The organism is Bacillus chungangensis (assembly GCF_030812995.1).
Lineage (GTDB): Bacteria > Bacillota > Bacilli > Bacillales > Bacillaceae_C > Bacillus_CF > Bacillus_CF chungangensis.
In genome coordinates this window covers 90,706-112,622 of sequence record NZ_JAUSTT010000014.1, presented here as the reverse complement: position 1 = coordinate 112,622, position 21,917 = coordinate 90,706, and the positions used below count along the sequence as shown (strand labels likewise).

The window sequence follows — 21,917 nt, the reverse complement described above, 5'->3', positions numbered from 1 at the left end:
AACATTGCTGACAGTAATAAAATGAAGAAATACTGCTTGTTTTCGTATGGATAGATGCAAAAAAAGGGGATGACAGAAGATGAAAACAAAAACAATCCTCATTATCGAGGATGAAGAATCCATTTGCGATATTCTTTCATATGCATTGCGGCAAGAGGGATACCGCGTTCTTTGCGCGCATACAGGATTTGATGGCATCCGGCTTTTTGAAGGCATCCAACCTGACGTAGTATTGCTTGATGTCATGCTGCCTGATAAGAGTGGATTTGATATTTGCAAGCATCTAATGGCAAATAGTACAGTGCCGATTATGATGCTTACTGCTCGCGATGATATTGTTGATAAAGTATTGGGGCTGGAACTAGGAGCAGATGACTATATGACGAAGCCGTTTGATGTTCGTGAAGTCGCAGCCAGAATTAAAGCAATGATTCGCCGCAAAGGAAATACTACATCCTATCTAGTCGTTCGCGATACCATTCGCATCGAACCACGATCACATACCGTTTATAAAGAGGAACAAACTGTTTCTTTAAAGCCGCAAGAATATGAACTTTTGCTGCTGTTTGCCCGCAATCAAAACATAGTGTTCACACGGGAAGAAATCCTCGATGCAGTATGGGATTTTGATTTCGATGGAGATTTGCGCACTGTTGATGTTCATGTCCAACGTCTCCGTAAAAAGTTGGACACCCCTGCACAACCATCGATTATTGAAACTGTTTTTGGCGTTGGCTATAAAATGAGGGGGGAATTCATAAAATGAAATGGTCGATTCGTACGAAATTTTTCATCGGCCTTCTCCTCCTCTTTTCAATCGCAGCTATTCTTGTTCTGCACGTCGTAAAAGTGACGCTGCAAACGAACAGTGAACAAGCAATCGAAGCTGAATTAACGAAGTTGCAGCATACAACTCGTGAACATATAAAACAATTTATGTTGATTCAACCTCCAAAAGAAGATTTATTTCAAGAATACGGAGCCATTATTGCCCAACAATTGAGTAAACTTCATCAACAAAGTGTAACAATATACAATTCTGAGGGAACGTTTTTGAATGAGGCAATTCTAGTAGAACAACCGATTTTAATAACTTATCGCTCTACACAAGCGAGTCCAGATAAGTTGGAATCAGATGATTTAGCACTGGCATTTGCTAATAAATCTGCTTTTACACTCGTTGATGTTGAAGGCGGAAAGCTTGTCAACTTTTCTTACCCGCTCTACATACATGATCACTATTTTGGCGTCCTTCGTTTTACAGGCGATTATTCTAATTTATTTTCTGCTAACGAGCGGATTTTACAAGGTCTGACTCTTTTTATCATTTGCTTGTTTATTAGTGTATTCCTGCTTTCCTTTTTATTGATAAGTCAAATGCTAAAGCCGCTCCTGCGCCTGACTAAAGCAACAAAACAAATTGCCGCTGGAAACTATGACATTGATGTCCGAGCAAAAACAGGAGACGAAATCGAACAATTGATCAATAGCTTTCATGACATGAAACAGGAGATAAAACAACAAATAGAAATGATTAAAAAAGAAAAAGATAAAGTACTCCTTTTGGAGAAAAGTCGGCGTACATTTTTTAACAATGTCACTCATGAATTAAAAACGCCGCTTACAACTATTTCTGGATATGCACAAATTATTGGTGCTGACAATTTCTCTGATCAAGCGTTTCTACAAAAAGCTGCAAGAAATATTCGTGAAGAAAGCGACAGACTAAGTGATCTTGTTGTTGAAGTGATCAATATTTCCAAAAAAGATGCAGCACCAGTAAAAACAAAAGAAACGATTGATTTATATCCTTTTCTTTCAGCGATTTGTGAAGATATGAGTTTGAAAGCGCGAAAGCATGAAATGAGTATTTCATTATCAGGTGAAGATTTAATGATTGATGGAGTGAAAAATGAGCTAAAGCAAGTACTTATTAATGTACTAGATAATGCAATTAAATACGGAATAAGTGGAGAAACAATTGATGTTGCCATTTCAAAGCAGACTATCATCATTCAAAATGGAAGTCCTCCTATCGAGAAAGCGGTTCTCGAACATATTTTTGAACCATTTGTGCACACAGCTAGAAACGCACAAGAAAAAGGCAGTAGTGGGCTTGGACTCTACATTTGCAGTCAGATTATCTCCTCTCATAATGGAACGATTTCCTTTGCATATGAAAATGGGATTGCCACATTAAAGATCACTTTCCCTAAGCTGGCAACAATTTAGCAATAAGAAGGAATAGGTTCGCAACATCTATCTCGTACACTAGAATCGACAACAGAAATGAGGAGGAAAGAGCAATGATTAAAAACAAATGGACAGCTGCTGCTGCACTTATCCTTGCAAGCAGCCTTACAACAGGATGTTCATTAAACAGCGAAGCCCAAGCACAACAAACAATTGTAATGAATGATGATGTTCAGTTAGATAGCTTACTAGCAGACAGTACATTGCAGCTAACCCGGAAAGAAGATTTCGTCATAGACGACGCTATCTCTTATCGAGATGTTATGGGCATTTATCAAAATCAGCTTTATTACAATGAAGATAGTACAATTTACACATTAGATTTACAGACAAAGGAGACTACAAAACTAGCAGATAAAGAAAAAATCGATCTAGAAGAACATCTGCCAGCAAAAAAAATGTTCACTTTTTCTTCTGATGGGATAAAAATTCTTTTACAAGAAGATGGCAATGTTTATGTACAAAATATCATAAATGGAGAGAAAAAGCTGGTAGATAAAGGCGTTGTTAAAGATTTCTTCTTTCTTGATAATCAAGGCTACGATGTCGGAATAATGGATAGTGATGCCAATTTGCGTGTGATCGATACTGCTGCAAACGATACAAGCTCTTATGATCTTAGTCATCTAGAGATTACCAGCATTTCCAATGTCAAAAAAGTCGGGAATAACGTTTATCTTCATGTTCAGACACAAAAAGATGGTATGATGATTTATAAAATCCCTTCAAAAGGAAAACCAGAAGCCCTTCTTGCTTTCTCTGGAGAAAAAGATACATTGGCAACGTTTGATGTCCTCCGAAATGGAGATATTATTTTTGCTGGCTCTTATGATGGAAAAGGCGCTATATACTATTTCGATGTAAACAAAAACGAGGTAAAACAGTTGATTTCAGGCGGGACAGACAGTGAAGGAGACTGGATTCCATTTTATCAACTGTCTCCAGATGAACAGAAAATCTTGTTTGATATGCCTGTTCACGTTCAAGAGGAATACAAAAGCAATGTCTATATGGCGGAACTGAAAGACAAGCAATTGACAAACAGCACAATCATCATGGAAAAAGCTGACTTGCCAGCTGTTATTTCTTTCACTGGATTCTGGAGGAGTGATTCTCATATTGCCTATGTGATGACAGACAATGACAGCAAACAGAAACTCAGTTCATTCGCTATATACAGTGAGTAGCTGATAAGAGAAGGCTTACCAAAAATAGGGCCATCCTAAAAGGGCAGCCCACCAAGAATTCAGCTCATTTGATCAAGTGAAAAACAGATATGAGTAGGGAAGATATCAACCAAATGGTTTGCTAATTTATTGGTCTATAAGCCAAAAACAATCGCGTTATAGCTAATCTTGGTTTATCGGCCCGCATTTATCTGAAAACCGATTAAAAAAGTGGAGAAAAACGACTATTTTTCTCCACTTTTTTCATTTAGGGATTCATTGCATTCGATATGTCGAGTTCTTCTTTGCTTCCTACATGATCAAGTGTCTTATCTCTCTCTATCTTATGCATGTCTAATACGTGTTGTGTAGGTGGAATGATGAGACTAATAACGACAATCGTTATTCCAGAAATAATGACACCAGAGAAAACAGGCGCTTGCCACAATTCACTTAACAAGCCAATAAAACCATCAGATTGAATGTTTGGCCCAGGAACATAAGTAAGTAACGTAACGATATAATATACTAGTCCAACAGACATACTTGTCCAAACAGCCGGCGTACTGACCCGCTTCCAAAACGGCCCTAAAACGATCGGCCAGAATAACGTTACAAATATAATATCCCATGCTAAATAGGCTAAATCGATGACTTTTTGAAAGCTAATCGCTAGAACTAAACCTAATAAAGCACTCGCTAGAATGACCATTCTTGAGAAAAACAATAATTTTTTCGGATCTGGGTTCCGATTAACAAAATCCAAATAAATATTTTTCGTAACAATCCCCGAAGTTGCAACATAGCATGCTGCTGCAGTCGACATTCCCATCGCTGCCATTGCTGTTAAAAAGATGGCCGATAATACAGGCGGAAAATAGCCTTGCGCAAAGGCAAGCATCAACATTTCAGGATTGGAACTATTTGGGTAGATCGCTTTAAACGCTTCCCCTAAAACACCAGGAATCCAACTAATGGAAATAATAACAATACCAGCAATAATCATACTTAATTGTGCTACGCGAGGGCTTTTTGCGGCTGCTACTCTCTGTCCTAAGTCAACAGCAGGAATATCTCCTAGTGCCAGCACTAAATATAAAGTCCAGAATTCAACCCCGCCTCTTTGAAATAGTTCGTTTACATTCCACCAATCAGGGTTAAAGGTAACATCAGGGTAATAAAATAGAACAAAGATTGTGATGCCAAGGATTCCGGCAATGGCTAATGCACCTTGTACAACTTCCGTATAAGCAACAGCCCAAAGTCCGCCAATCACAGAATAGATGGCTGTTAAAGAAACGAATAATAATGCTGCGGGAATAAAATCAATTTGCAAAAGCGTTTGGATAATATAAGTTCCTCCAACAGAAAGAGCTGCGGCATTGAACACCCCGAAAGCTATTGCCATTACTCCTCCCGTGTATGCACCTAGCTTTTTGCTTCCATATCGCAAGCCGTAATAGTCGGCTAACGTCCAGCCTCTTAATCTTCTTAAAGGCTTCGTCCAAATTAATGCCCCTAAAATCATGCATGTACCTAAACCGCCCATTGTCGCTGACCCTTCTAAGCCACCACTTGTATAACCTGATCCAACCGCAGCAAAAAAGAACGGGGCTGCTAATAACGCAGCTATTAAACTTCCAGTTACAACAGATAACGGCATACTCCAGCTTGCAACAATTAAGTCTTCAGCTGTTTTGACACGTTTATACCCTTTAAAACCAATATAATAGATAAAAATTAAATATAAGCAAAATATTAATATATGACTCAATTCAAGTACTCCTCAACTAGTTCATTATCCATTCATAACGACTCCACCATTTGGACTTAGTATTTGGCCTGTATAAAAATTCGCATTTTCTGATGCTAAAAATAACACACTCTTAGCAATTTCTTCTGGTTGTGCTAATCGTTTTAATGGATATTTAGCAGATTCTTCCTCAACATAATTTTCTCCGAACGCTTGTAAAATATCCGTATGTGTTCCGCTGGGAGCCACGGCATTGACTAGAATCTCAGGCGCCACCTCTCTAGCTAATGCTTTTGTAAAAGCATTAATTCCGCCCTTTGCTGCTGAATAATGAATAAACGCTTCACAGCCTAAACTTCCAATATCTGAAGAGATATTAATGATTTTACCTCTCTTCTTTGCCTTCATTCTTTTTACTGCTTCTCGAGCATTGTAAAAATTTCCATAGAGATGAACCTTTATCATGTTATCCCATTGGTCATCTGTCATATCTGTAATGAAGGAAGCTTCAGCAAAGCCGGCATTGTTGACGAGAACGTCAATTGCTCCTAAATGATTGTCCATGTAAGAGAACATATTTTTTACTTGGCTAGAATCAGATACATCGGCATGAAACTTTACAGCTTTAACGCCATATGCCTCTGCTTGATGACAAACTAATTCTGCTTTTTGATCACTACCAATGTAGTTTATTAAGATATTTGCGCCATATTCGGCAAATGCTAATGCAATAGCTTTTCCTATTCCCTGACTAGCTCCTGTAATAAGCACATTTTTTCCTTCAAGTTTTAATTCCATTAGTCATCATTCTCCAATTTAAATTTTGCAATAAGGGTTTGCAGCTCTTCCGCTGTCTTTGTTAACGAAGCGGATGCTTCCTTCACTTCTTGCATAGATATTAATTGTTCGTGTGTTGACTGTGATACACTTAATGAAAATTCCGCAGATTGTTGAGACGTTTTCTTCATCTCATTTACAGAAGCTGCGACTTCTTCTGAAGAGGCAGATAATTGTTGTGATGCTGCTGAAATTTCTTGTACTTGATCTGCGACTTCTTCGGCAGATTGCAGGATTTTTTTAAATATGACACCTGCTTCATTTGTATAGTTCATTCCTGCATCCACATTTTCTTTGCCCTTTTTCATGACGGCAACAGATGTATTCGAATCTGTTTGGATATTATGAATGAGCTTAAATATTTCTGCAGCTGAGTGCGATGATTGTTCAGCTAATTTTCTTACTTCCCCTGCAACGACCGCAAATCCTTTACCATGTTCACCTGCTCTGGCTGCTTCAATCGCAGCGTTAAGCGCCAATAAGTTTGTTTGATCAGCTATATCTGTAATAATGTTCACAATATCACTAATTTTCTTAGAATTTTCGTTTAAGCCATCAATTGTTATATCCATCTGATCAACTGATTCATGAATTAAATTCATCTGCGTAATAACCTGTTGAATAACATCATTTCCTTGTTTAGCTGCACTCGAAGTAAAAAGAGACGATTCAGAAACGGTATTTGCTGATCCAGCGATCCGTTGTATTCCTTCGGCTGACTCTTCCATTGCCGCTGCTGTTTCCTCCGTCATTATTAAGGATGTTTCAGCATTTTGAGCGATACGATCTACTTCATTCGTCACGTATGTGGAATTATCATATGATTTTGCAGCATTCACACTTAGCTGGTTTGCTGATGTAGCAACTTGATTAGATGTATGTTTAATGTTCAATATGACATGCTGTAAATTTGAAACCATCGTTTTGATAGATTGAGAGAGTTGTCCAACTTCATCATTAGCAACCTCCAATTCCACCTCTTTTAAATCTCCGTTTGCCACTTGATTTGCCACTAATACTACTTTTTGTAGAGGTTTAAGAATACGATCAATTGTGAAGTAAAGTACTAGCAATAAGATCAGGAGTCCAATGACAGCAATGATTATTTGCTTCGTTACCGTTTTCGCGATAATGGTATCTATATAGTCCGCAGAGTAATCAAGCCCCAATACTGCGATGATATTTCCATTTTCATTTTTAATCGGAGTAAAAACAGTTCTCCATGATCCAAAAGGATCTTCAAAAATAGGCGTTACTTCTGCCTGATCATTTTTAATTGCTAGTTTTGCCGTATCTAAATGAATAGGCGCTAGGTCGTCAAACAATTCTCCCGGAGAATAAACTTCGTTCAAGTTGTTTGTAAATCCTATCGGTGTAACTGCTTTATCCTCCATCTTCCAAATATAACTCCAACTCATAATACCTTGCTTTTCTTTTATAAAATCCAGCTTATTTTGAATGTCAATAAAAAGAGGATCATCCGCCCCATTGACTGTTAATAATTTTTCTATTTCACCCTGATCAAGGTTCATAGATGTTAATAAACCCACACTTTTTAGTTCTTGTTCAAGGTCCATTTCCAACCGTTTATTCAATTGGTTGATACTTTGGGCTGTCATTATCACGAATAAAGCCATGACAATAATGGAAACTGTGAGCAAAAACTTATACTTTAACGAAATATTTCTAAAAAAACGCACGATGACTTATTCCTCCTGTTTATAAAATAAATTGATACTTCCATGAGTAGGGGTTTTCTCTCATCCCCCACTGATATAAAGGCTAAGATCGCGGGCGTCCTCGAAAAAGAAAGCCGCTTTTTCTTCGTGCGATGTGTCACTGCCGAAGCTTTCCTTATCCTGTCGACCCGAACAAATCGGACATTTGACTTTCAGTTATACCTACCTAGACTGCTTCGATATCTCTTATTTTTGAGATGGGGATCTTATTGCCAGTTAGATATGGGATAAAGTGAAACTTCCATCAATAGAGATTTTTCTTTCATCCTTCTGGATAAGAAGTAAAAACTAAGTTTAAGATCATGAGTATGCTCGAAAAAGAAAAGCACTTTTTCTGTTTGCGATGTATTGCTATCAAAGCTGTTGGCTGGCTTTCAACTTCCTCTCACCTAGCACTGCCGACTTCTCGAACTCTAAGAGGGTCGTTCTTACTGTAAAGAAGTGTGTGATACATACTATTTCTTGTAACAGTGTTACCAAAACTAAACATTACTTTAGACCTTCAGATGTATTCCTATTTTTTATAAATCCCCTATCTCAGTGGTAAATATACCACATTTTTCAATAAACAGCAATATGTTATGAGACTTTTATAATAGGTTATAGGAATTATTATCCCCCCAATCATTATGTCTAGTTGATTATAAATACCTATTATAAAAAAATCAACTAGGAATAAAGTATCATAATTCAACCAATCATTTCAAGAAAATCTTTTTTACTTCATTACTTGCATTCATTTACTTTTTATACTATACTTTTTCGCATATCATAATGTGAAACTTCGTTTCATGGCAGTACACCGCCTGCAAAGACAATGTCTTATGTCCCATCATTGGCTATTCCTGCACTCAAAGTAGACATAGCAGCTTGGGCAGCTAAATGGTGATCGCTTAAGCTAAAATGATAAGAATAGAAAGGGCGGCTCGAAAGAACACTATCGTCCTTCTGAGCCGCCTTTTTTTGTATATATAATCGTTCTTAGAGCTGATGCTCTTCCTTGATAAGCTGCAATAAAACGTCGCAGCCTTTTGTCACTAATTCGTATGTTTCTTCAAAATCCCCTGTATGGTACGGGTCAGGCACGTTCTTTCGTTCACTCGCCTCTACGATATCAAGAAGGCGCAGCACCTTTGCAGGTCCCTCTCCTATTCTTTTCACATCATCGAGGTTTTTATCATCCATTACGACGATATAATCAAAAGTATATAAATCATCTGCTGTAAATTGACGTGCTTTTAAGCCCTGTTCACTTATTTTGTATTTCTTTAATATTTTCAAAGTCCCTTTATGTGGAGGATTGCCAATATGCCAACCACTTGTTCCAGCTGAATCAATGGAAATTTTTTCAGAAAGCTGATTTTTTTTAACCAAATCTCGAAAAATTGCTTCTGCCATTGGGGAACGGCAAATATTTCCCAGACAAACAAATAATACTTTTACCATTAGAAGCCCATCCTTTCTTTCCTAAAGAATGTGGTGAACTACTCACCACTTCTCGACCTTATGGTCTGATTAAAGTGGGAGTTTCTTGGGAACTAGATACTTTTGTTAGCTATCTATACCAAGCTCTAAGGGCAGTCCCTGCCCCTAGAGAAAATACCAACTACATAGCTAGTTTCAGCAAGTTCTTACTTGCATTCACACTGCTATCAACCTTCCATATTGTATAGACTGATTATAGAACAATATCTTGGCTTACGCCAACCGAAAATTCATCTCCCACTTTCATTGGGCTACACCCTTCACATTTAGAAGTAGGAGAATTCTTTTCGGAAACCCAGTTAAATTACTTTTATCCCATTTACTCTATAGAAGTTTCAGCATTTGTAAACCATATACATTTTTATGTATTTACATGAAAAATGAGGTAAAACGAAGATCAATGTGACGAGAAACGAATAGAGAAGAAAAAATGCCGCCATGATTAGCGGCAACACAGTATAAACAATTTACTTTACTTCTCTTGCAGCGCTAGCTGTGCTTTTCTTATTTCTTTTGCCGCCGCAACCATGACCTTTAGTGCTGCGACTGTTTCTGCTTCTTTTCTCGTTTTTAGCCCACAATCTGGATTGATCCAAAACTGTTTTGGTGAAATTGTTTGAAGTGCCCGTTCGATATTTTGTATAATTTCCTCTTTCCTCGGAACACGTGGACTATGAATATCGTACACACCTAAGCCGATATCTTTATCATAAGTGAAGTCCTCGAAAGATGAGATCAATTCCCCATGGCTTCTGGACGTTTCAATCGATATCACATCGGCATCAAGAGCACTGATTGCTTCAATAATATCTTCAAAATCTGAGTAGCACATATGTGTATGAATTTGCGTATCATCCTGAACAGAGGAAGTTGCCAATTTGAAAGCATAGACAGCAGCATCCAAGTAATCCTGCCACTTTTCCTGATCCAACGGCAGACCTTCTCTTAATGCTGGCTCATCAACTTGAACCATTTTAATTCCATTTCCTTCTAAATTTTCAATTTCTTTTCGAAGCGCCAACGCAATTTGATAGGCAACTTCGTGGCGTAAAATATCATCGCGAACGAAAGACCAATTTAAGATCGTAATCGGACCAGTGAGCATGCCTTTGACTGGTTTTTTTGTTAAAGATTGTGCATACACGCTCTCCTTCACTGTCATTGGCTTGTCAAAGGATACATCTCCAAAGATGATTGGCGGTTTGACACATCGTGAACCATACGATTGAACCCAACCGTTTCTCGTTACTTCAAAGCCATTTAACTTCTCACCGAAATATTCAACCATATCTGTACGTTCAAACTCACCATGCACTAGTACATCTAGGCCTATCTCTTCTTGCATATCGATCCATTTTTTCGTTTCAGCCTCTATAAATTGGGCATATGCTTGTTCTGTGATCTCGCCTTTTCGCCATTTTAACCTTGTCCTGCGTACTTCCGGTGTTTGCGGCAGGCTGCCGATTGTCGTCGTTGGAAGTAGTGGCAGCTGAAAAAGGGCCTGTTGTTTTTCAATTCGCTTTGCAAATGGTAGGGAACGACTTGCCTTGAAATGATTAAGGTTGCGAATATTTTTTTGGGTCTGTTTATCATTGCGATATGGAGAATCATTCAGTGCCTGGACGGCACGTTTGCTTTCCTCGATTTCCTTTTGAATGGCCGCTTTCCCCTCTTGGAGCCCTCTCGCTAAAGCAACGACCTCAGCAAGTTTTTCATCCGCAAATGATAGTGCATCCTTTATAACTAGATTTAGCGCCTCTTCTAATTGCTTGCTAACTGGAACATGCAGCAAAGAGGACGAAGGCTGAACAATAAGTTGCTTCTTGTCAATATATAAGAGAATATGCTCTAGTAAAGTAAATTTTTCTTCTAGGTTTGTACGCCAAATGTTGCGTCCATCAATGACTCCTGCTGCCAATACTTTATCTTCTGGAAAACCATAAGTTTGGAACAGTGAAAGTGTATCTCCAACTGTAAAGTCAAGTCCAATTCCTTGTACAGGCAAAGCAACAATCTCTTCGTAAAAATTCACCGTTTCAAAATACGTTTGCAGCAAAACATTGATTTGCGGCACTGCTTTGTTAATCTCGGTATAGGTTTGCTTTACAAACGCTATATCTTTTTTAGACAACGTTGTACCAAGAATAGGCTCATCTATTTGCACCCAATTAGCGCCAGCTTCTGCAAGCTCCTTTAATACTTGAATATACAGCGGAACAAATTGCTCGAGCAAAGAAGCAAATGCTTCTTCTTTGTACCCTTTTGCCAACTTTAAATATGTAATCGGCCCAAGGATCACTGGTTTGCCATCAATACCCAGCTTTTCTTTCGCTTCTAGATAATAGGCAAGCGGTCGATTTTCCGTTAATGTCGGGACTGCATCTTCTAATTCTGGCACAATATAGTGATAGTTTGTGTTGAACCATTTTGTCATTTCCGATGCGACTGCACCTTCTGTTCCACGAGCAATCGCAAAATAGGTTTCTAGTGGAACTGGTCCCCTGTTATATGTGAATCGCTTTGGGACAATCCCAAACATAACAGAAGTGTCGAGAACATGATCATACAGTGAAAAGTCGCCAACAGGAATGAAATCAATTCCGCTCTTCTTTTGCTTTTGTAAAAATTGAAGCCGCAACTGTTCCGTTTCTGCAAGCAGCTCTTCTTTAGAAAGAGACCCATTCCAATATTTTTCAAGCGCCTTTTTCCATTCGCGATTTTCTCCAATACGCGGATACCCCAGATTTGCACTTCTCACTTTACTCATATCTTTCCCCTCATTTCAAGATATTTTTTGTATATTGTCAATTTTCCAATTACCTTATCTGTACCACCCCTTCCTAAAATGATGAGATGTTTCAGAGCGCATAAAGAAGAGTTAGCTATTTTTTGCAAAAATAAAAGCCTCTCTATCAAAATAGAGAGGCTAAACGCGCTTTATACATACATCCCTCTCTTATTTGTCAAAGCATAAAAGCTTTGCAGGAATTAGCACCTTTTCAACTACAACAGTTGAATGGTTGCCGGGTTTCATCGGGCCAGTCCCTCCACCACTCTTAATAAGAGTTTTCTAATTATTAAATTTTCATTATCTTAGCATCAACTTTCAATTGTGTCAAATATTTTTTTAGTGATGGGTGCAGATTGATAATTTTGACTTTTTTTATACAAAATGCAATGATCACGAAGATTTCCTCTCATTTCACAGCCTTTCCTGTAAAATATACATTTTTCATCATCAATGAAAGCTGGTATAATGAATCTATGAAACAGCAATAAGAGATTCTTACTAGCAAAGGAGGGAGTAAACAGTGACGATTGATCAGAAGTTAGACTTGATTTTAGACAAAGTGAATCATATAGAAAGTACACTAAAAGAACATAGCGATAAACTAGATATGCATAGTAATACCTTAAAAGAACATGGTGCAATATTAGGAGCACTGAAGCATGGACAAGAAGAGATGAAAGCGAATTTTGACGGCTTTAAAATCGAGACCTATAAACAGTTCGGTGAAGTAAAGGCTAAGCAGGAAAACCTCGAAACCAATTTTGAATTGCTTGCCCAAAAAACATGGAGCAATGAAAAAGATCTCTTTAGAATAAAAAAATTAATTGGGATAGAGTAATACCGACCATGTAAATAGTTGCAAAAAAGAAGATATCTGTTTAACGTAAACGCTGGCAACTAAAAAGGTGGGACACCTCCCATCCTTCACATCATTGCACCCCCTGTTCTCTTTCTCAACCTCTGCCATTTTTCGCCTTTCTGAAGCTTTATATTTCCCGAAAAAATGAAACATGGAAACAACTGCTCTTTCTATTACAAACACTGTTACCAAAAGAGCTGGATAATGCGAAACAGGTAAAACTTCATACTATCCGTTCATATTTTTTCGACATACAGAGGCAAAATAGCTAAGGTTAGCAGAGCTAGTCCCACAAGCTGTTTTCATGATGCTTATTTTCCTCTGCTCTAGCAATGCTTTGCCTTTTCCAACCTTTTTTCCCACGAATGAGACACAGTTTTCTGATACATTACTTTAAAGCCAACCTTTAAATGATAGTAATGATGCCCTAACTGAGAATGTTTTTCAGATAATAACGACATTGGGTTGTTTTTATTCATACTGTTATGATATAGTATACAAACAAATTCATCCTATGATTGGAGGTATAGAGATGACGTTAAAGCCACCGACTCGGCAAACACTTGTGGAACAGGTTGTATCACAAATGAAAACACTTATTAAGTCTGGGCAATGGCCTATTGGCTGCCGTATTCCAACTGAGCCTGAGCTTGTGGAACAGCTAGGTGTTAGTAGGAATACGATTCGTGAAGCTGTCAGAGCTTTAGTTCATTCAGGATTGCTCTTCACACATCAAGGAAAAGGGACATTTGTTCGTTCAAATAGTGAGCTTGAGACTGCAATATTACGAAGAGTACAAAGAGCAGAAGTACTTGAAACATTAGAGGTTCGTTATTGTCTCGAACGAGAAGCTGGAAGATTAGCAGCACTCCGCCGGACTGATGATGATATTGGTATGATGAAGAAATGTTTAGACGAGCAGGCATTAGCAATAGAGAAGAATGATATCAATTGTTTTCTGAAGTATGATTCCGATCTGCATCATGCTATTGCTAAAGCTTCGCAAAATCGTTTAATCGTTGATTTATATGTACATATGTCAGAAGCATTGCGCAATGCCATTGAATACGTGCAACATGAAGAAGATATTGCTGCAGCACATTTCAGCACTCATCAAAAATTAGTAGAAGCAATTGTTGAACAGAATCCCTCTGGCGCTGAAAATGCTACACATGACTATTTAAAAGCAGCACAGGCTGCACTATTGAAAAAATAGGAAGGATTAAGTAGACGATGTTAACAGAAATCAATCAACAACCGCAAAAGAAACATTTTTTCATGATGATTGGCATTATGTTGATCGCTGCCAACTTAAGGGCTGGATTAACCTCAGTCGGCCCCTTATTAGGTTTTATTAGGGATGATACAGGGCTTTCTCATTCTTGGTCAGGTTTGATCACCACGCTTCCTTTGCTTGGTTTTGCCCTCTTCTCACCTTTAGCGCCAAAGCTTGCACACAAAGTTGGGTTGGAGAGAACAATTTTATATAGTTTATTGGCACTAACAGCAGGTATTATTTTACGTTCTGTTTCTTCTATTTTTACGTTATTTCTTGGTACGGCTATTTTAGGATTGGCTATTGCTGTCGGAAATGTGTTGCTGCCAAGCCTGATAAAACGAGAATTCCCCTTAAAAGTCGGGCTTTTAACTGGAGGCTATACAATGTGTATGGGCATATTTGCATCAATTGCTTCTGGTATCAGTGTTCCACTCGCTCATGCACTTCCGATAGGTTGGCGCGGCTCTTTAGCTTTCTGGGCTATTCTTTCCTTTATCACTTTTTTTATTTGGCTTCCAAACGTAAAGAATAAAGGAAAAGCCGATTACTCCAAGCTTGAAAGCTCAAAGGTAAAAGGAGTATGGCAATCACCCCTTGCATGGAAAGTCACTTTTTTCATGGGATTGCAATCATTTGGATTCTATGTATCTATTACATGGCTGCCGCAAATTCTTCATGATAGGGGCTTAAGTTTAGCTACTGGTGGAGCAATGCTTTCCTTAATGCAGGTTGTGAGTATCCCTGTCAGCTTTATGATGCCAATAATAGCTGGAAAAAGTGAAAATCAAAAGGTGCTTGCCGCAATCGCGAGCGTGCTTTGTTTCAGCGGCTATCTGGGAATCTTTATCGGAGGCAATACGCTGATACCTCTATGGATTGTCCTAATCGGATTAGGCCAAGGTGCATGTATAAGCTTAGCACTAACCTTTATCGCCTTGCGCGCCTCTAATCCGTTTCAAGCTGCCGCTCTTTCTGGAATGGCGCAATCAATCGGCTATTTGTTGGCTGCAATTGGCCCGATGGTCTTTGGCTTGCTTTACGATGTAACAAACAGTTGGACAGGCTCACTTCTTCTTCTAATCGGAGTCACAATCGCACAATGTATCTTTGGAATTGGTGCTGGACAAAATCGAACGATTTTCTCTCACATTCGCGAAAAGAAACATTCAATCGCATCTATGTAAAAGGAACTGTCTTTATTTCTAGCGAAAAAACCTTCGTGAGCAGGAATTGCTTCCTGTCTCATGAAGGTTTTTATGATCACTGTTGCTTTTTTCGCTTCGGACGATTGATCAGCTTTCCAACGTAGAGCATCTTGAGCGGTAGACTGCGGTATTTTCGATACACCATATAGCGTGCTTCCCATCTAGGATGATATTTTTCTTTAAAACGGCGCAGTCCCGAAAATCGATAGATATATTGAATATTTTCATATACGATAGCAGCAATCCGTTCTCGGAAAAAAGAAGTGTCTGCTTTTCCTACTTGTGAAAGCGGCGCCATCCCAATATTAAAAGTATGATAGCCCTTCTCCTTCGCCCATTGAAAAAGATTGATAAATAAGGCATCCATTAATCCACTTGGACAATTTGGCGTATAACGCATTAAATCAATCGAGAGATATCCAGGTTTATAAACTGGCATAATCGAAGAAAAGGCGACAATTTTTCCTTCTTGATTTTTCATGAAAGCTATCGGTGCTTTTGAAAGATAATTTTGATCTAAAGAACCAACAGAAAAGCTTTTTTCCCGTTTCTTCCCAAGCCATTGTTTCGAGATCGACTTCATTTGCTGCCAAACATCTTCACGAATGTCTCCATTGACCACTTCAAAAGTGTAGCCTTCGCGTGCAAAGCGATTGACGGTTGCTCTTAAATTTGCTCGTTTCTTTCCCGATAGCGAGAAAGTAGTAAGATCAACAAGCGCTTCCTCTCCAAGCTTAAAAAACATATTACCGAAATCATGATACATAGGCATGAAAGATTCCTGCGTTTGGTAAAAAATAACATCGTAACCTAATCGATCAGCTTTTGCATAAACTTCATCCAGCAGTAGATAGAATGAAGTTTTTTCGCCCATTGGATCTCCTAACACGACAATCTTTTGCTGAACTGTGGAAAATTGCAGAACTGCTTTTTCATCTGAGCTGAGGAAAAATTTTAATTCACCGGCAAAAGCGAGATGACTTAAATACGTTCCGCCATAAGTGTCCAGAAGTTCTTGGATTTTTTCAATTGAAACATCCATTTCCATCGACTCCCTGTACCTGCGTTTGAAATGCTTTAAAAGCAGGACCCCTGCAACTGCAAAGATAAGCATGCTTGTCAAAAAGGTGCCGAAAAATATTTTTTTCGAATAAAAAATTCTTACTTCTTCAAAATAAATAATTTCATACGTTACAGCAAGATAGTATAAGTAATACAAGCCCATTACAAATAAACTGCTGAAGATAACCGGAATCGGTGTGAAAACACGGCGCACACGCCGGAGTTTCTTCTTCATACGAAACAAAACAAAAAATGTAATCATTAGCCATAAAAGCTCAATGACGCTCCCATCATTGAACAAAATAAGCACAGCCAGCGTAATAAGAGAAGCCATTGCGATATAAAAAGCGCGCTGTGTTTCATGAATAATCGGTTTCACATTTAACATTAATAAGATAGAAAATGCCACAATCGCTGCATCCGCAAATAAGGTTAATAGCATCGTCGCCTTCAATGAAAACAACGAAGTATCATAGTGAAAAGCACTAATGCCATAAAGAAAGAAATAACTTGCTGTTATCGCTACTAGAAAGCTAATCGATAAAAACGGAATCTTGTGCAGCCATTTTTTTTGTAAGGTAAACAGCACATTAGAGGTTTCAATCGCTGGTCCAATGATCGGCTTATCTTCAAAGCGACGCAGTGCATCTTCTCCAAATTCAATAATCGAAAAAACGAGCCCTAGTCCAAAAGGAATAAAGTAATATACCATTCGATATAAAAATAAGCTAGATAAAACACTCTCCTCCGCTAAGCCAAGAGAGGTAAGTCCAATTAAATACATTAAATCAAAAGTACCAAATCCTCCAGGAATCATACTGATTAATCCCGCAATAGCAGAAATAATAAAAATGCCTAAAACCGCTAAAATCGGAACATCCTGGCCTAATAAGTAGAGCGTATAATAGGCAACCCCGCCAGCTGCTAGCCATTCAACAATCGATACACCAGTAAATTTAAATCCCAGCCATTTATCATCACTTGCTATTTTTCGCCTCGTTGTCGTATAGAGATAAAACGGCAGAAAAGCAGCGACCCCAATTAAAGCAATATAAAGCCAGCGTTTTTCCGTTAAAATCGCTTCCGCTGAAAAGAAACCAACCAATACTAAAATAGCTAAGAAAGATAGACCACTTAACATGGAAAAAACCATCATAGCAACACTTGGGACTACCTTTTTCGGCTCTTCTGCATGCTGTTTGTATATCATTACGCGCAAGCCGGCACCGATAATGCCGCCGAAACCCAAGATCCCATTTAATGTATTCGCCATCCACGATACCCGAAACACCTTCCATTTAGACAATGGAAGCTTCATCGAACGGACAAGAAAAAAATCATAAAAATATAAGATAGAGACAGCTAACAGCCCTAAAAAAATCGATGTTGCCACTTCAAAGGTGGAGAGCGATTTAAACAATTGAATGGCATCTTTAATCGAAACATTAGCCAGCTCTTTTTTTGCATGTATATAAACAAAGGCTAAAACAGCGAGCGATATCAATACTTTTGCACTTGTTTTTAAGCGTCTATATTTTCCTGCTTTCATTATGTTTGTCCTTTCTTGCTTGCCAATTGTCTACAAAATGAAAGAACCCGCCAGCCCCCAAGCAGGTAAAAAAGGTAAGTTACTTATCGATATCGTTATGATTCTTTCGTTTTAGGGACTTTTGGCTTATCTATAAGAAGTGAAAGATAAGCTTCCAGAGAAAACATTCTTTCATTTTGCAGCAAGTAAGACGTATGCATCATAAATAAAAAAGATGCCTTTATTCATTTTATACATAGTCCGTAAGAAATAAAAGTGCTTTCTGCCTGTATGGCCATAACTTCTATTGATACCTTTTATATGAACAAAAACTAAAAATAGCCATGATTCATTGAAAAAAACCTTACTGCACCCATAAAACTCATTATTCATGGTGCATCATCATCCTATCTAATCGCTTCCTTATAAATGCCCCTCTATTTTTTCTTTTGAAAAACCGCGTCCTAATATTTCTGAAGCGTTAAGGAAGATAACAAAAGATGTTGGTTCTTTTTCTTGGAGCACTTTTTTTAAATAGACAGCTTCCGACTGCTCAACGACACACAATATAATCGTTCTTTCTAAATTAGAGTAGCCTCCTAAAGATTTCACCTTCGTTAGGCCTCTATTAATTTCATCACGGATAATCCCTTGCACTATCGCTTCTTTTTCGGTAATAATGAATACTAATTTTGTTGGAGACGTCTGAAGTTGCACAAAGTCAATTACTTTACTCGTTACGTAGATTGACATCATTGCGTATAAAGTCAATTCTAAATTAAACACAATGGCCGATGATATAACGACCAGACCATCGACAAGGAGCTGTGCAAACCCGCTTGATATCCCTGTATATTTCTTTAATATTTGAGCAATCGCTGCCGTTCCACCGGTAGAACCGTTCCCTCGATATACAATTCCTAATCCAATTCCCAGCATAATTCCCCCATAAATAGCACTAAGCAGCGGATTATCGATTCCAATATTTATGTCACTTGTTAGCCAAATCGTAAATGGCACAAAGAATGTTCCAACAAGCGTTTTTATACTAAAGTCTTTCCCAAGCAGGATAAAACCAATGATAAACAAAGGAATATTAATCAGCCACTGAACATATGCCGGATTTAGCTGATACAGTTCATAAAGAATCGTACTAACTCCTGATATTCCACCTGCAGCCAGCCGAGATGGCAGCAGAAATATATTATATGCTAATCCAACCAATGAAGCACCAATAATAATTTGAATAAATTCCATTATCAGCTTTTTCTTAGATGTCATTCTTTCCATATTAAATCCCTATCCTTTCTTTTCACCACCTTTCCTATTCTAACAAAAGAAGCAGGGGAGCGTCATCTCCCCTACTTCAACAAGCTTGTGTATTAATCAACAATTTATTTACTTTAAGAACCAGCAAATAAATTATTGATGCTAATTTTTATTTTTCAACTTTACGACAAATGGCTCGTTTCATTATAGTTTTGAACATGCCATTGCTCATTTTCACACTGTAAATTACTGAGGCATGCATTCATTAATCTCGTTTTGCCAGTACCAATTTTTCCATTTGTCAAAGTAGACAAAATCGCATTGATTACGGCTCCATGAGCAATAAGAAGCACTCTTTGCGTATTATATTTATCTTTAATTTGAGATAAACCATTCATAATACGGGTTTTAAACTGTTCCCAGTCTTCTTCCCCAAGATCGGCACTAGCTGGATAAAGACGATATCGCTCCTCTTTTGTAAGCCCCTCTGCCTTGCCAAAATATCTTTCTGCAAAAGCTGGCATTACTTCTTGTTGAATAGGCCCTAATTGTTCGCAAATAATATTAGCCGTTTCCATTGCTCTTGATAATGGACTTGTAATCACAATATCCCAAGATTGATTTTTTAAATACAGACCAGCTTCTCTTGCCTGCTGTCTTCCGCGATCATTCAATGGAATATCCGTCTGTCCCTGTAGTTTCTTAGCAGCATTCCAATCTGTTTCTCCATGTCTGACCATGCATATAAACATCAATACCGCTCCTTTTTTATCCTTGCTGCCCGTTTTTGCAAAAAGACATTGTTCGTCTTATTGTAGCATATTATTTCTTTTTATTTTAATTCCATTACCTTAGCGCAGAGTACATCTTCTATTTGTTAAAAATGATGCGATGCTACTAAAAAATGGCGCCGCTCTTTTTGCAAGAGGACGCCGGGGTTTTATTAAAAATGATACTGTTTCAATAAGCCTTCCATCTTGAGCGCAAGCCCTAAACTCCCTTTGACTTTGAGCTTTCCCATCATATAAGCAGCAGTACTATTTAATTTTCCCTTTAATAGCTTCTTAAAATCAGCCTCTTTCATTTCTAGTGTGCATTTAGGCTCCAAACGAGCCGCCTCGCTTACTGTTGCTTTTCCATCAAGCAAGCTTAATTGGTAAGTCCCCCCGTCATCGCCGTTTATATCAAACTGATACACGACATTCAAATCTTTAAATGGCGCTGGGTTTTCATTCATGACCTTTTCAATCTCACTCCAAATTTCCGAAATCGTTGCCGCTTCAAGATTAATCATTTTTACAATCCCCTTTCTCTAAAAATGAATCATCATTCATTATACACGTTTTAGAAATTTCAGACAATAAATGTTAAAAAAAACGGCAATTGAGAAAAATGCTTAAAAGCAAGAAAGTTGACAATCTAAAAAGTGAAACTTCCATCAGTGTTTTCCTACATCCCACATACAGAAGAAGTCGAAGTTTTCACTTCGACTTTTATGACTCGCCATATGGCGCTTTTTGATAAAAAAAATTCGGCTTCCTTACTTTATTTTGATAAGGCTGATGATAAATGTGAGTCGCCGCTGGTGAAAGCGGCGGAATAAGCCAGGCCCAGTTGCCAGTCACTTCTCTCCCACTTCTTTTTTCATTTTTTTCAAAGCGCTTAAATTGTTGAGCAGCAGTATGGTGATCGACAATCGCAACTCCTGCCTTTTGATAAGAATGAAGAACAGCAACATTAAGTTCGACCAAGGCTTTATCTTTCCAAAGTGTACGATTACTTTGATTTTCAAGACCCATTAAGGCAGCCATGCGAGGCAATAAATGATAGCGATCTTCATCAGCCAAATTTCTGGCGCCAATTTCCGTTCCCATATACCAGCCGTTAAAAGGCGCCATCGGATAGTGGATTCCTCCTATCTCTAATTTCATATCAGCAATAATCGGCACGCCATACCACTTGATGTTTAAATCAGAAAATGCACTGATTTCTGGGTGGTGGATAGGCACTTCCAATATGGATTCACGTGGAATCTCCCGTAATTGCGACGGCTGGTCTTTTAGTTGGATAACGAGGGGCAGTACGTCAAAATTTGTTCCCTCTCCTTCCCAGCCAAGCTGTTCGCAAACTTGTGTGAAATGAATAGATGCTGCATCGCCAACAACCTGATCACCCTTCTTATAGCCGGCATATCGGATTAATTGATGATTCCAAATGCGCATCTGATCTTCTCCATTAACCTGCGGCGGAAACACCGTAATGGTTGAACGAATCTTTCCGTTATTTGTTGCATAGTCAATATGATGTAAAAGCGCTTGAAAGATAGCTTCTGGCGTCTGTACATGCCTAGCGTCAAATACATGCAGCGTATCCCAAAAAAGTCTGCTAATGCAGCGGTTGTGATGACGCCAGGCCATCTTTGCTCCATGGGCTAGTTCTTCATATGTATGTTCATATGTTCCTGTTTCTGTAATTTCCTTTTTTATATTTGCAGCTCGTTCTCTTGCTTCTTCCTTTGTTTTTCCCAATTCATCATAGCATTGGTAAAGAAACACCTCTGCTTCTTGAATAAGTATCTCTTTTTTGTTCACAAAAATTCCCCCTGCCCAAACACCTATCTGCTATGCGCAGTATAACACTTGCAAGGACCATACTTGTCAGTAAAGTTTGAACGTTTTCGCAATCTGCCCA

Annotated in this window: 16 protein-coding genes and 1 riboswitch; of the genes, 6 read left to right on the top strand and 10 right to left on the bottom strand. The window is 38.3% G+C overall.

The features are described from left to right. The first annotated feature begins 79 nt into the window (after positions 1-79). From J2S08_RS12635 to J2S08_RS12625, 3 genes are all read left to right on the top strand, one after another. Positions 80-766: a response regulator transcription factor gene (locus J2S08_RS12635; protein ID WP_307230024.1), complete on the top strand. Its 687-nt coding sequence runs from the start codon at positions 80-82 to the stop codon at positions 764-766. Next, a complete protein-coding gene (locus J2S08_RS12630; RefSeq protein WP_307230022.1) occupies positions 763-2,232 on the top strand; it encodes a sensor histidine kinase in 1,470 nt (489 codons plus the stop codon). Before J2S08_RS12635 ends, J2S08_RS12630 begins: the two co-directional genes overlap by 4 nt. A gap of 74 nt (positions 2,233-2,306) precedes the next feature. Next, positions 2,307-3,440 carry a TolB-like translocation protein gene (locus J2S08_RS12625; protein WP_307230019.1) on the top strand — a complete coding sequence of 378 codons (1,134 nt, stop codon included), beginning with the start codon at positions 2,307-2,309 and terminating at the stop codon, positions 3,438-3,440. Positions 3,441-3,687: 247 nt separating this feature from the next. Here the strand turns inward: J2S08_RS12625 and J2S08_RS12620 are convergent, their stop codons facing one another. The 5 genes from J2S08_RS12620 to metE all read right to left on the bottom strand — a co-directional run bounded on the left by J2S08_RS12620 (position 3,688) and on the right by metE (position 12,000). Further along, positions 3,688-5,193, bottom strand: a complete 1,506-nt coding sequence (locus J2S08_RS12620; protein ID WP_307230017.1) for a sodium:solute symporter family protein — start codon at positions 5,191-5,193, stop codon at positions 3,688-3,690. A gap of 24 nt (positions 5,194-5,217) precedes the next feature. Then, the gene (locus J2S08_RS12615; RefSeq protein ID WP_307230015.1) at positions 5,218-5,970 is read right to left on the bottom strand and encodes an SDR family NAD(P)-dependent oxidoreductase; all 753 of its coding nucleotides are present in this window, start codon (positions 5,968-5,970) and stop codon (positions 5,218-5,220) included. Beyond that, complete coding sequence (locus J2S08_RS12610; RefSeq protein ID WP_307230013.1) at positions 5,970-7,709, bottom strand: methyl-accepting chemotaxis protein; 1,740 nt, start codon at positions 7,707-7,709, stop codon at positions 5,970-5,972. The genes J2S08_RS12615 and J2S08_RS12610 overlap by 1 nt, the downstream gene beginning before the upstream one ends. Before the next feature lie 1,020 nt (positions 7,710-8,729). After that, positions 8,730-9,194, bottom strand: a complete 465-nt coding sequence (locus J2S08_RS12605) for a low molecular weight protein-tyrosine-phosphatase (protein WP_307230012.1) — start codon at positions 9,192-9,194, stop codon at positions 8,730-8,732. Between the two features lie 511 nt (positions 9,195-9,705). Beyond that, entirely contained in the window at positions 9,706-12,000 is a 2,295-nt protein-coding gene (gene metE, locus J2S08_RS12600) for a 5-methyltetrahydropteroyltriglutamate--homocysteine S-methyltransferase (RefSeq protein WP_307230010.1), read from the bottom strand. Between the two features lie 186 nt (positions 12,001-12,186). Continuing rightward, positions 12,187-12,299, bottom strand: a riboswitch (SAM riboswitch). Between the two features lie 245 nt (positions 12,300-12,544). On the opposite strand from metE, the gene J2S08_RS12595 reads away from it, so the two are divergent. The 3 genes from J2S08_RS12595 (at position 12,545) to J2S08_RS12585 (ending at position 15,346) form a co-directional block, all read left to right on the top strand. Then, complete coding sequence (locus J2S08_RS12595) at positions 12,545-12,862, top strand: hypothetical protein (protein WP_307230008.1); 318 nt, start codon at positions 12,545-12,547, stop codon at positions 12,860-12,862. A 553-nt stretch (positions 12,863-13,415) separates the two neighbouring features. Further along, positions 13,416-14,099, top strand: coding sequence for a FadR/GntR family transcriptional regulator (locus J2S08_RS12590; RefSeq protein WP_307230007.1), 684 nt, complete (start codon positions 13,416-13,418; stop codon positions 14,097-14,099). Positions 14,100-14,116: 17 nt separating this feature from the next. Further along, positions 14,117-15,346 carry a CynX/NimT family MFS transporter gene (locus J2S08_RS12585; RefSeq protein WP_307230005.1) on the top strand — a complete coding sequence of 410 codons (1,230 nt, stop codon included), beginning with the start codon at positions 14,117-14,119 and terminating at the stop codon, positions 15,344-15,346. 76 nt (positions 15,347-15,422) lie between these two features. Here J2S08_RS12585 and mprF read toward each other — a convergent pair whose 3' ends face one another. From mprF to J2S08_RS12560, 5 genes are all read right to left on the bottom strand, one after another. Continuing rightward, positions 15,423-17,978, bottom strand: a complete 2,556-nt coding sequence (mprF, locus tag J2S08_RS12580; RefSeq protein ID WP_307230004.1) for a bifunctional lysylphosphatidylglycerol flippase/synthetase MprF — start codon at positions 17,976-17,978, stop codon at positions 15,423-15,425. A 402-nt stretch (positions 17,979-18,380) separates the two neighbouring features. Continuing rightward, a complete protein-coding gene (locus J2S08_RS12575; protein ID WP_307230002.1) occupies positions 18,381-19,247 on the bottom strand; it encodes a YitT family protein in 867 nt (288 codons plus the stop codon). Positions 19,248-19,408: 161 nt separating this feature from the next. Further along, positions 19,409-19,978, bottom strand: a complete 570-nt coding sequence (locus J2S08_RS12570; RefSeq protein ID WP_307230000.1) for a histidine phosphatase family protein — start codon at positions 19,976-19,978, stop codon at positions 19,409-19,411. A 191-nt stretch (positions 19,979-20,169) separates the two neighbouring features. Beyond that, on the bottom strand, positions 20,170-20,520 hold the full coding sequence (locus tag J2S08_RS12565) for an SCP2 sterol-binding domain-containing protein (RefSeq protein ID WP_307229997.1): 351 nt from the start codon (positions 20,518-20,520) through the stop codon (positions 20,170-20,172). A gap of 199 nt (positions 20,521-20,719) precedes the next feature. Next, entirely contained in the window at positions 20,720-21,817 is a 1,098-nt protein-coding gene (locus J2S08_RS12560) for a nitric oxide synthase oxygenase (protein WP_307229996.1), read from the bottom strand. Between the last annotated feature and the right edge of the window lie 100 nt (positions 21,818-21,917).